The organism is Halomonas saccharevitans (assembly GCF_032333995.1).
GTDB lineage: Bacteria > Pseudomonadota > Gammaproteobacteria > Pseudomonadales > Halomonadaceae > Halomonas > Halomonas saccharevitans.
In genome coordinates this window covers 203,583-215,314 of sequence record NZ_JAVXUR010000002.1, presented here as the reverse complement: position 1 = coordinate 215,314, position 11,732 = coordinate 203,583, and the positions used below count along the sequence as shown (strand labels likewise).

13 protein-coding genes are annotated in these 11,732 nt (G+C 65.4%); all 13 read right to left on the bottom strand.

Going from position 1 to position 11,732, the window contains the following annotated elements; all coding sequences use genetic code 11:
• Positions 1-39: 39 nt before the first annotated feature.
• Complete coding sequence (locus tag RSO68_RS06470) at positions 40-468, bottom strand: F0F1 ATP synthase subunit epsilon (protein WP_089849236.1); 429 nt, start codon at positions 466-468, stop codon at positions 40-42.
• A gap of 24 nt (positions 469-492) precedes the next feature.
• Complete coding sequence (atpD, locus tag RSO68_RS06465; RefSeq protein WP_089849238.1) at positions 493-1,869, bottom strand: F0F1 ATP synthase subunit beta; 1,377 nt, start codon at positions 1,867-1,869, stop codon at positions 493-495.
• Positions 1,870-1,934: 65 nt separating this feature from the next.
• Positions 1,935-2,816, bottom strand: coding sequence for a F0F1 ATP synthase subunit gamma (gene atpG, locus RSO68_RS06460; protein ID WP_089849240.1), 882 nt, complete (start codon positions 2,814-2,816; stop codon positions 1,935-1,937).
• Between the two features lie 71 nt (positions 2,817-2,887).
• Entirely contained in the window at positions 2,888-4,432 is a 1,545-nt protein-coding gene (atpA, locus tag RSO68_RS06455; protein ID WP_089849242.1) for a F0F1 ATP synthase subunit alpha, read from the bottom strand.
• Between the two features lie 16 nt (positions 4,433-4,448).
• Entirely contained in the window at positions 4,449-4,988 is a 540-nt protein-coding gene (locus RSO68_RS06450; RefSeq protein ID WP_089849244.1) for a F0F1 ATP synthase subunit delta, read from the bottom strand.
• 11 nt (positions 4,989-4,999) lie between these two features.
• Positions 5,000-5,470, bottom strand: coding sequence for a F0F1 ATP synthase subunit B (locus tag RSO68_RS06445; RefSeq protein WP_089849246.1), 471 nt, complete (start codon positions 5,468-5,470; stop codon positions 5,000-5,002).
• A gap of 75 nt (positions 5,471-5,545) precedes the next feature.
• Entirely contained in the window at positions 5,546-5,773 is a 228-nt protein-coding gene (gene atpE, locus RSO68_RS06440) for a F0F1 ATP synthase subunit C (protein ID WP_089849248.1), read from the bottom strand.
• A 58-nt stretch (positions 5,774-5,831) separates the two neighbouring features.
• A complete protein-coding gene (gene atpB, locus RSO68_RS06435) occupies positions 5,832-6,659 on the bottom strand; it encodes a F0F1 ATP synthase subunit A (protein WP_089849250.1) in 828 nt (275 codons plus the stop codon).
• Between the two features lie 14 nt (positions 6,660-6,673).
• Positions 6,674-7,060, bottom strand: coding sequence for an ATP synthase subunit I (locus RSO68_RS06430; protein ID WP_315585864.1), 387 nt, complete (start codon positions 7,058-7,060; stop codon positions 6,674-6,676).
• A 228-nt stretch (positions 7,061-7,288) separates the two neighbouring features.
• Positions 7,289-8,203, bottom strand: coding sequence for a ParB/RepB/Spo0J family partition protein (locus RSO68_RS06425; RefSeq protein WP_315585863.1), 915 nt, complete (start codon positions 8,201-8,203; stop codon positions 7,289-7,291).
• Between the two features lie 41 nt (positions 8,204-8,244).
• Positions 8,245-9,015, bottom strand: a complete 771-nt coding sequence (locus tag RSO68_RS06420; protein ID WP_315585862.1) for a ParA family protein — start codon at positions 9,013-9,015, stop codon at positions 8,245-8,247.
• A gap of 31 nt (positions 9,016-9,046) precedes the next feature.
• Positions 9,047-9,709 (bottom strand): 16S rRNA (guanine(527)-N(7))-methyltransferase RsmG, encoded by a 663-nt coding sequence (rsmG, locus tag RSO68_RS06415; protein WP_315585861.1) that lies wholly within the window; start codon positions 9,707-9,709, stop codon positions 9,047-9,049.
• The gene (gene mnmG, locus RSO68_RS06410; RefSeq protein ID WP_315585860.1) at positions 9,706-11,610 is read right to left on the bottom strand and encodes a tRNA uridine-5-carboxymethylaminomethyl(34) synthesis enzyme MnmG; all 1,905 of its coding nucleotides are present in this window, start codon (positions 11,608-11,610) and stop codon (positions 9,706-9,708) included. Before mnmG ends, rsmG begins: the two co-directional genes overlap by 4 nt.
• Positions 11,611-11,732: the final 122 nt, after the last annotated feature.

The following is an 11,732-nucleotide window of genomic DNA, read 5'->3' as shown; positions in this document are numbered from 1 at the left end:
GGGTCCGGAGGGCGTCGAGGTCGAGACACGAGCCGAGCGTTAGCCGCGGCCGGACTTGCGACGCACCTGCTGAATGGTACGCAGCTGCGCCATGGCCTCGGACAGTTCCGCGGCGGCGTGACTGTAGTCAAGCTCCGCAGACTTGTTGCCCATCTCCTTCAGCGCGTGCTGACGGGCCTCCTCGGCGGCCGCCTCGTCGAGGTCGTCGGCACGCACGGCGGTATCCGCCAGCACCGTGACCACGTCGGGTTGAACCTCGAGGAAACCGCCCGAGACGTAGAAGTGATCTTCCTCACCTCCGCCATGGACGATCCGTACCGGACCCGGCGCCAGCTCGGTGAGCAGCGGCGTGTGCCCGGCCAGGATCCCGAGATCCCCCATGGTACCGGCCGCCACGACCTGCTCGGCGGACCCGGAGTAGATCGACGCCTCGGCGCTGACGATCTCGCACTTGAAGCTTTTCGTCATGATGACGTCTCCCAGGTGGAGGGATTACTTCATCTGGTTGGCTTTCTCGACGGCCTCGTCGATGGTGCCAACCATGTAGAAGGCCTGCTCGGGCAGCTCGTCATACTCGCCGTTGAGGATACCCTGGAAGCCGCGGATAGTGTCCTTCAGGGACACGTACTTGCCGGGCGCCCCGGTGAAGACCTCGGCCACGAAGAACGGCTGCGACAGGAAGCGCTGGATCTTACGCGCCCGGGAGACGGCCAGCTTGTCCTCGTCGGACAGCTCGTCCATGCCCAGGATGGCGATGATGTCCTTGAGCTCCTTGTACCGCTGCAGCACGCCCTGCACGCCGCGAGCGATGCCGTAGTGCTCGTCGCCGACGACCAGCGGGTCGAGCTGGCGCGAGGTGGAGTCCAGCGGATCGATGGCCGGGTAGATACCCAGCTCGGCGATCGAGCGCGCCAGTACCACGGTCGCATCCAGGTGCGAGAAGGTAGTCGCCGGGGACGGGTCGGTCAGGTCATCCGCGGGCACGTAGACGGCCTGCACGGAGGTGATAGAGCCATCCTTGGTGGAGGTGATGCGCTCCTGCAGGACACCCATCTCCTCGGCCAGAGTCGGCTGGTAGCCCACCGCGGACGGCATGCGGCCCAGCAGTGCGGAGACCTCGGTACCGGCCAGGGTGTAGCGGTAGATGTTGTCGACGAACAGCAGCACGTCGCGACCTTCATCGCGGAACTTCTCGGCGATGGTCAGGCCGGTCAGAGCCACGCGCAGGCGGTTGCCGGGCGGCTCGTTCATCTGACCGTAGACCAGCGACACCTTGTCGATGACGTTGGATTCGGTCATCTCGTGATAGAAGTCGTTACCCTCACGAGTCCGCTCGCCCACGCCGGCAAACACGGAGTAGCCGCTGTGCTCGGTGGCGATGTTGCGGATCAGCTCCATCATGTTGACGGTCTTGCCGACGCCGGCGCCGCCGAACAGGCCGACCTTGCCGCCCTTGGCGAACGGGCACACCAGGTCGATGACCTTGATGCCGGTCTCCAGCAGCTCGCTGGAGGCCGCCTGGTCGGCGTAGCCCGGCGCCTTGCGGTGAATCGGCATGCGCTCTTCTTCGCCGATGTCGCCGGCCTCATCGATGGGCTCGCCCAGCACGTTCATGATGCGGCCCAGGGTCTCCTTGCCGACCGGCACGGAGATCGGGGCACCGGTGCCGACCACGTTCAGGCCGCGCTTGAGGCCCTCGGTGGTGCCCATGGCGATGGTGCGCACCACGCCGTCACCCAGCTGCTGCTGGGTCTCGAGAACGGTCCCGGTGTCCGAGACATTCAGCGCGTCGTAGACCTTGGGCACATCGTCCCGCGGAAACTCTACGTCAATCACCGCGCCGATGATTTGTACGATACGTCCGCTCATCTTGGTTCCTCTCAAATACCTGCAAATGAAACCTGCATGCCGGGAGGGCACCGCCCTCCCCGACGCTAAACGGCGGCGGCGCCACCGACGATCTCGGAGATTTCCTGGGTAATGGCCGCCTGACGGGCCTTGTTGTACACCAGCTCCAGGTCGTCGATCAGATTGCCGGCGTTGTCGGTGGCGCTCTTCATGGCGATCATCCGAGCGGCCTGCTCGCACGCCACGTTCTCGACCACCGCCTGATAGACCTGCGCCTCGACGAAACGCACGAGCAGGCTATCCAGCAGCGCCTTGGCATCCGGCTCATACAGGTAGTCCCAGCTACCGGGACGCTTGTTTTCCTCGGTGGACGTGTCCGTCCCCATCTCGGCCGACAGGGGCAACAGCTGACGAACCACCGGCTTCTGGGTCATAGTGTTGACGAACTCGTTGAACACCACGTAGAGGCGGTCCAGCTTGCCCTCGTCGTACGCATCCAGCATGACCTTCACGCTGCCGATCAGGTCCTCCGGATCGGGCGCCTCACCGAGACCATTCTTGGCCGCGACGAGACTGCCGCCGAACTTGCGGAAGAAGCCGGTGGCCTTGCTGCCCAGGGCACAGAAGTCGAGCTCCGCGCCCTGCTCACGCTGGGCCTTGGCATCCTTCACCACGGACTTGAACAGGTTGACGTTGAGGCCCCCGCACAGTCCACGGTCGGAGGAGACCACGATGTAGCCGACCCGCTTGACCTCGCGCTCTTCCATCCACGGATGCTTGTACTCCGGGTTGGCATCGGCGACGTGGCCCACGACGTTGCGGATCTGCTTGGCATAGGGCTGGCTGGCCTTCATCCGGTCCTGTGCCTTGCGCATCTTCGACGCAGCCACCATTTCCATGGCGCTGGTGATCTTCTGCGTGTTCTTGATGCTCCCGATCTGGGTGCGAATCTCTTTTGCAGCTGCCATAGCGATCTACCTTATCGTTCGTGGCCCTCAGAAAGCTCCAGGGCCCGCCCCGGAGGAGCGGGCCGTCGGCATTACCAGCTCTGAGTGGCCTTGAACTTCTCGAGACCGGCCTTGAGGCCCGACTTGATCTCGTCGCTGTAGTCGCCGGTCTGGTTGATCGTCTCGAGCAGATCGGCGTGCTCGGACTTCATGTAGTCCTGCAGCGCGCGCTCGAAGTCCAGCACCTTGTTGACCTCGACGTTCTCCAGATGCCCCTCGTTGGCGGCATACAGGGAGACGGCCATCTCGGCCACGGACATCGGCGCATACTGGTGCTGCTTCATCAGCTCGGTGACGCGCTGACCGTGCTCCAGCTGCTTGCGCGTGGCCTCGTCCAGGTCGGAGGCGAACTGGGCGAAGGCCGCCAGCTCGCGGTACTGGGCCAGGGCCAGACGCACGCTGCCGCCGAGCTTCTTGATGATCTTGGTCTGGGCCGAGCCGCCGACACGAGACACCGAGAGGCCGGCGTTGATGGCCGGACGGATGCCCGAGTTGAACAGGTCGGTCTCGAGGAAGATCTGACCGTCGGTGATCGAGATCACGTTGGTCGGAACGAACGCGGAGACGTCGCCGCCCTGGGTCTCGATGATCGGCAGGGCCGTCAGCGAGCCGGTCTTGCCCTTCACTTCGCCGTTGGTGAACTTCTCGACGTAATCGGCGTTCACGCGAGCGGCACGCTCGAGCAGGCGGGAGTGGAGGTAGAAGACGTCACCCGGGAAGGCCTCGCGGCCCGGCGGACGACGCAGCAGCAGGGAGACCTGACGATAGGCCACGGCCTGCTTGGAGAGATCGTCGTAGACGATCAGCGAGTCTTCGCCGCGGTCGCGGAAGTACTCGCCCATGGTGCAGCCGGAGTAGGCGGCGAGGAACTGCATCGGGGCCGGATCGGCGGCGCCGGCGGCGACCACGATGGTGTGTTCCATGGCACCGTGCTCTTCGAGCTTGCGCACCACGTTGGCAATGGTCGACTGCTTCTGGCCGATGGCCACGTAGACGCAGGTGACGCCCTTGCCTTTCTGGTTGATGATCGCATCGATGGCGATGGCCGACTTGCCGATCTGGCGGTCGCCGATGATCAGCTCACGCTGGCCACGGCCGATCGGCACCATGGCATCGATGGACTTGAAACCGGTCTGGATCGGCTCGTCGACGGACTGACGGGTGATGACGCCGGGGGCGACCTTTTCCACCGCGTCGGTCAGCTTGGTGTTGAGATCACCCTTGCCGTCGATGGGGTTGCCCAGGGCGTCGACCACGCGGCCGGCGAGCTCGGGACCTACCGGCACCTCGAGGATGCGCCCGGTGCACTGGGCGGTCATGCCTTCTTCGAGCTGCAGGTAGTCGCCCAGCACCACGGCGCCGACGTTGTCGCGCTCGAGGTTCAGCGTCATGCCGAAGATGCCGCCGGGGAATTCGATCATCTCGCCGAACATCGCGTCGGCCAGGCCGTGGATCTGCACGATACCGTCAGACACGCTGACGATGGTGCCCTGATTACGGGCTTCAGATGCGACATCCAGCTTTTCGATACGCTGCTTGATGATGTCGCTGATCTCGGAAGGATTCAGTTGCTGCATGCCATGTCCCTCAGACTCAGGCGGAAAGGGCCTCGTGGAGGCGATTCAGTCGACCGCGTACCGAACCGTCGATGACGGTATCGCCGGCACGCAGGATGACGCCTCCCAGGAGGGTGGAATCCACCTGAGTGGTAATGGAGATTTCGCGGTTCAGACGCTTGGCCAGTGCACTCGCGAGCTTGTCCTGCTGAGCATCGTCCAGCGGGAAGGCAGAGACGATGTTCACGTCCATGCGCTTCTCCTGCTGGGCCTTGAGCATGGTGAACTGCTCGACGATGGCCGGAAGCGCCGCCAGGCGACCCTTCTGGCCGACCAGGCGCAGGAAGTTGCGGACGGCGTCGCTCACGGCGTCGCCACAGACGTCGACGACCACATCGGCCTTCTGGGTGCTCGACAGCTGCGGGTTGCCGAGCACGAGGCGCTGCATGTCGTCATCGGTGACGACACGCGCCGCGGTCTCGAGCATCGCGGCCCAGTCATCCAGTGCCTGCTGCTCAACGGCGTACTCGAAGGCCGCCTTGGCGTAGGGTCGTGCGACGGTAGACGTTTCCGCCATGGGTCACCTCCTCAAAGCTCGTTGGCGAGTTCGTCGACGAGCTTGCCGTGCTTCTTCTCGTCGATAGAGGATTCCAGGATCCGCTCCGCACCCACGATGGCGAGACGCGACACCTGCACCCGCAGGTCTTCCTTCGCGCGATTCACTTCCTGGTCGATCTCGGACTTGGCCTGAGCGATCATCCGCTCGCCTTCCTGGCGCGCCTGGTCGCGCGCCTCCTCGATCATCTGGCTGGACCGCTTGTGGGCCTGCTCCAGAATCTCGGCGGCCTGCTCCTTGCTCTCGCGCAGTGTCTCGCCGGCCTGTTCTTCGGCCAGCTCCAGGTCACGCGAGGCGCGGCTAGCCGCGTCCAGGCCGTCGGCGATCTTCTTCTGACGCTCATGGAGCGCGTTGCTGATCGGCGGCCACACAAACTTAATGCAAAATCCGACGAAGATCGCGAAGGCGATCATCTGTCCGATTAGCGTCATGTTGATATTCACAGGGACGTACCTCTGACAGATTCGTGGCGTCCGGAAACAAGCAAACCGAGCGCGGAGCGCCCGGTGTGCCAAACGTTAACCGGCAACGACGAAGATCAGGTACATCGCGATGCCGACGCCGATCATCGGCACGGCGTCCAGCAGGCCTGCCATCAGGAAGGTCTTGGTCTGCAGCTGGTCACCCAGCTCCGGCTGGCGAGCGGTGGTTTCGAGCAGCTTGCCGCCCAGCAGGGCGAAGCCGATGCCGGTACCCAGTGCGCCCAGGCCGATCATGAGGGAGGCAGCAATGTAGACGAGTTCCATGGTGGTGCTCCTATCGAGTTTACGTTTAGGTTCAAGGGTTTAGCGGGTGTTACGTGATTCAGTGATGCTCATGTGCCGCGCTCAGATACACCACCGTCAGGACGGTGAAGATGAACGCCTGCAGGGTGATGACCAGGATGTGGAAGATGGCCCAGGGCACGTTCAGCGTCCAGGAGACCCAGAACGGCAGGAGCGCGATCAGCAGGAAGATGACCTCGCCGGCAAACATGTTGCCGAACAGACGCAGGCCCAGGCTGAGCGGCTTCACGAGCAGGCCAATGAGCTCCATGACCAGGTTGAAGGGGATCAGCGACCAGTGATTGAACGGGGTGAACGAGAGCTCCTTGACGAAGCCGCCGGCGCCCTTGACCTTGATGCTGTAGTAGATGATCAGGCAGAACACGCCCAGCGCCATGCCGAGGGTGACGTTAGGATCGGTGGTCGGCACCAGCTTCATGTACTCGACGCCGAACTTGGCGAACAGCTGCGGGGCCAGATCCACCGGCACCAGCTTCAGCAGGTTCATCAGGAAGATCCAGACGAACAGCGTCAGCGCCAGCGGGGCGATTACCGGGTTCTTGCCGTGCAGGAAGGCACCACGCACGGTGCCTTCGACGAACTCGAAGACCATCTCGATGGCGCACTGTAGCTTACCGGGAACGCCGGTGGTCGCGGCCTTGCCGACCATGCGGAACAGCCAGATGAACAGCGCGCCCATCGCCAGCGACCAGCCCATGGAATCCAGATGGATGGCCCAGAAACCCATCTCCTGAGCCTCGCCGGCAGAGTGGGCCAGCGACCAGCCATTCTCCGGATGGTAACCATAGGTCAGGTTCTGCAGGTGGTGCTGAATATACTCCGTAGGAGTCGAGTTGTTGCCTGCCATGAGCTGCCTCGATTTCAGTTGGGTGTCTGTCGCGTCATCTGCCAGGAGGCCAGCCAATACGCGAACAGGGTCACCACATAAGCGCCAAAGAATAAAGCATGATTTGAGAGGGGCACTGTGACGAATACCAGTGCGAAGAGTGCCACTGTCAAACCAAACTTTCCGGCCGCCGCTCGGTAGAGCCCGTGGACCGCTCGGCGCGCCTGGCGACCGCCGCGGTGGCGAAACACGCGCCAGGCGAAATAGATGTTCGGCAGCAGCGCCACGGCGCTTCCCACCAGGGCCGAGGCGGCATCGGCGGGGCCCTCGAACCCGGCCGAGAGCCCGACCATGATCGCCATGGCGGCGAGCTGTGCGACCCATAGTGGTCGCAGGCTGGGGCGCCTGATCCTGGCTGCCATGGGGGTCTCCGTTCGCGCTGCCGATGGCCGGTGACCCCTGTGCTTCGCTGCTTCTCGTCGCGCGAAGGTCAACGAAAGGTCCGGCGCGATTATAGGGAAGCCCCACTTAAGCTTCAACCGAGGACGTCGCCATTGGACGCGATATCTCATTGCTCTACGACTAAAAGTCGATAAATGCGCCCAGTATGCTTAGTCGGCTAATTTTATCGTGACCTTGCCGACGGTCCGCTAGCGGATGTGCTCGAGGATCCCGTCGAGCTCGTCGAGGCTCGCATAGCGGATCGTCACGCGCCCCTTGCCGCCGCGTCCGTGCTGAATCTTCACCGGCGCCCCCAGCACTTCGGCGAGACGCGTCTCGAGGCCGGCCACGTCCGCGGACGGCGCCTCGGGGGCGGGCTTCGCCGGCTCGCCATTGGCCAGCCGCTTGACCAGCGCCTCGGTCGCGCGAACGGTAAGGTCCTTGTTGACCACCTCGTGGGCGGTCTTGCGCTGCTTGGCCCCCGTCAGCGCCAGCAGCGCCCGGGCGTGGCCCATGTCCAGATCGCCGCGCTCGAGCAGGGTCTGCACCTCGGGGTCCAGCGTCAGCAGCCGTAGAAGGTTGGCCACCTGGGCGCGGGAGCGGCCCACGGCGTCGGCGGTCTGCTGCTGGGTCAGCGAGAACTCCTCGAGCAGGCGCTTCAGCGCCATCGCCTCCTCGACGGGATTGAGGTCTTCGCGCTGGATGTTCTCGATCAGCGCCAGCGCCAGCGCCACCTCGTCGCTCACCTCGCGGATCACCGCGGGAATCACGTCGAGCTCGGCGAGCTGGGCGGCCCGCCAGCGGCGCTCGCCGGCGATGATCTCGTAGCGAGCCTCCCCCACGGGGCGCACCACGATCGGCTGCATCACGCCCTGGGCGCGAATCGAGTCGGCCAGCTCCTCGAGGGCCTCGGGCTGGATATCGCGCCGCGGCTGGTACTTGCCGCGGGAGAGCTGCCCCAGCGGCAGACGCTCGAGGCGCTCCTCGGGCGCAGGTGTGCGCGGCACCGCCGATTCAACGCCCTGCTCGATTTCGACCTCGGGCAGGTCCAGGCTTTCACGACGGCGGGCGTTGGCACCGATCAGGGCATCCAGGCCACGTCCCAGGGCGCGTTTACGCGTCATCGACATTCCCTCATCACTACCAGCGGAGTTCGACGGCCGGCCTACAGCGACAGGCGTCGGATCAGTTCCTTGGCCAGCACCCGATGGGCCTGGCTGCCTCGCGATAATCGCGCGTACTTGGTGACCGGCAGCCCGTGGCTGGGCGCCTCGGCGACCCGGATGTTACGCGGAATGGTGGTCTTGAGCAGCGCATCGCCGAAGTAGTCGCGCAGCTGATGGCTGACGTCCCGGGTCAGGCTGTTCCGAGCGTCGAACATGGTACGCAGAATACCGAAGATCTCGAGCTGCGGGTTCACGCTGTCCTTGATCTGCTCAACGGTATCGAGCAGGGCCGAGAGTCCCTCCAGGGCATAGAACTCGCACTGCAGCGGAATCAGCACGCCGTCGGCCGCGGTCAGCGCGTTCACGGTGAGCATGTTCAGCGATGGCGGGCAGTCGATCAGCACCACGTCGTACTCGCCGGCCACCTCCTCCAGGGCGGTGACCAGATTGCGCTCCCGGCCCTCGCCGGCGGCGAGCAGCTCCACCTCGGCGGCGGTCAGGTCGCCGTTGCCGGGCAGCAGAGCGTAGCCGGCCTCCGGACAGTCGAGGATCACCTCGGTGGGTTTCTTGTCGCCCAGCACCACGTCGAGCACGCTGCCGTCCAGCTCGTGCTTGTTGGCGCCGCTGCCCATGGTGGCATGCCCCTGGGGGTCCAGGTCGACCAGCAGCACGCGGCGATCCAGCGCCGCCAGGCTGGCGGCAAGGTTGACGGCGGTCGTGGTCTTGCCCACGCCGCCCTTCTGGTTGGTCAGGGCAATGATCTTGGTCACGTGCAACTCCCTTGCTGGGGAAACAGACGCCTCAGGGGCGGGCCTCGACGGACGCCCGGTGGCGCAGAACCACCAGCGGTCGGCTGCCGGACGCGAGGGGGACCGCGAGGTCATGACGGGCCGCCACGTCAACTCCCTCGGGAAGACCGGCCAGCTCATCATCCACGGCAGGGCCCTTCATGGCCAGCCACTCGCCGTCGGGGGCCACCAGGGGCAAGGTCAACGCGACGAAATCGCCAAGGCTCGAAAAGGCTCGCGAAATCACCTGCGCGTAGCCATTGGCGATCGGCGTGAAGGCCTCGACCCTCGCCTGCACCGGGGTGACGTTGGTTAGGCCGAGTTCCATCACGGCCTGGCGCTGGAAGCGCACCTTCTTGCCGTTGCTGTCGAGCAGCGTGACCGCAAGAGACGGCCGGAGAATCGCCAGGACCAGCCCGGGCAGCCCCGGGCCCGAGCCCACGTCGAGCAGCGTCGGCCCCTCGACGAAGGGCAGCACCGCGGCGCTGTCGAGCAGGTGGCGGCTGACCATCTCCTCCGGCGCGCGTACCGCGGTGAGGTTATAGGCGCGATTCCACTTGTGCAACAGCCCCACCAGCGCCAGCAGGCGACCGCGCTGCTCGGCGTCCACGGGGATGTCCAGCGCGGCCAGGCCCTGGTCGAGGCGCGCCTCGACGGTCGCGTCGACGCCCGTCATGCGTTGACCGCCCGGCTGTCGTCAAGCAGCCGCCGTTTCTTGAGGTGAATCAGCAGAATCGATACTGCGGCCGGCGTGACGCCGGAGATGCGCGAGGCATGGGCCAGGGTCTCGGGGCGTGCCGCCTCGAGCTTCTGGCGGATCTCGTTGGAGAGCCCCTCGACACGCTGGTAGTCGAGGTCGGTCGGTAGCGGGGTCGCCTCATGGCGCTTGAGCTTATCGATCTCGTTCTGCTGGCGATCGATGTAGCCCTGATACTTGGCCTGGATCTGTACCTGGTCGGCCACCGCCTCGTCCTCGACGGGCGCCCCCTCGATGCCGGGCAGGTCGGCGAGATCGGCGTAGGCGAGCTCGGGACGCTTGAGCAGGTCCATCAGGCGGTACTCGCGCGGCAGCGGCGCGCCGGTCTTGGCCTCGACCCTTGCTGCGGCGGCGCTACCCGGCTGCACCCAGCTGGCCTTGAGGCGGGCGCTCTCACGCTCTACGGCGTCGCGCTTGGTGGCGAAGGCCGACCAGCGTGCGTCGTCGACCAGGCCGAGCTCGCGGCCAAGCTCGGTGAGTCGCATGTCGGCGTTGTCCTCGCGCAGCAGCAGGCGGTACTCGGCCCGGGAGGTGAACATCCGGTAAGGCTCTTTCGTCCCCAGGGTGATCAGGTCGTCGACCAGCACGCCGAGGTAGGCCTCGTCGCGACGCGGCGACCAGGCGTCCTGTCCGCGGGCCCGGCGGGCCGCGTTGAGTCCGGCGAGCAGCCCCTGGGCGCCCGCCTCCTCGTAGCCGGTGGTGCCGTTGATCTGGCCGGCGAAGAACAGGTTGTGGATGAATTTGGTTTCCAGCGAGTGCTTGAGGTCCCGCGGATCGAAGAAATCGTACTCGATGGCATAGCCCGGGCGCGTGATATGGGCGTTCTCGAAGCCCTTGATCGAGCGCACGACCTCAAGCTGCACGTCGAAGGGCAGCGAGGTGGAGATTCCGTTGGGATAGAGCTCGTGGGTATCGAGGCCCTCGGGCTCGACGAACACCTGGTGGCTGGCCTTGTCCGCGAAGCGGTGGACCTTGTCTTCGATCGACGGGCAGTAACGCGGCCCGACGCCCTCGATCACCCCCGAGTACATCGGCGAGCGATCGAGATTGGCATGGATGATCTCGTGGGTGCGCTCGTTGGTGTGGGCGATGTGGCAGCTCACCTGACGGGGGTGCATCTCGCGGTTGCCCAGGTAGGACATCACCGGCGTCGGCGTGTCGCCGGGCTGTTCCTCGAGCGAGGCGAGATCGACGCTCTTGGCATCGAGACGCGGCGGCGTGCCGGTCTTCAGGCGATCGACCCGGAACGGCAACGCCCGCAGCCGGTCGGCCAGGCCGTTGGAGGCGGGATCCCCGGCGCGTCCGCCGCGGCTGGTATCGAGCCCGATGTGGATCACCCCGCCGAGGAAGGTCCCCGTGCACAGCACCACCGTCTCGGCGAGGAAACGAATGCCGGTCTCGGTGACCACGCCGCGCACCGTATCGCCGTCGACGATCAGGTCGCCCGCGGCCTGCTGGAAGAGGGTCAGGTTGGCCTGGTTCTCCAGCATGGTGCGGATCGCAGCCTTGTAGCGGACCCGATCGGCCTGGGCCCGTGTGGCTCGCACGGCTGGCCCCTTGCGGGCGTTGAGCACCCGGAACTGGATGCCCCCGAGGTCGGTTGCCAGGCCCATGGCACCGCCCAGGGCATCGATCTCCTTGACCAGATGGCTCTTGCCGATCCCGCCGATGGCGGGATTGCAGGACATCTGGCCGAGGGTCTCGATGTTATGGGTCAGCAGCAAGGTCCGGCAGCCCATGCGGGCCGAGGCCAGGGCGGCTTCGGTTCCGGCATGGCCGCCGCCGATGACGATGACGTCAAAGCGGTCGGGATACTCCAAGGGTCACCTCTTGGCGCGGTGCGCCGATGTGGCAGTCAGGGGTGGAAATCAGCGGGGCAGTATAAACCCCCTGTGGGTAATCGTCAGGGTTTTCCACACCCGAATTCCCTCACCGTGGCCGT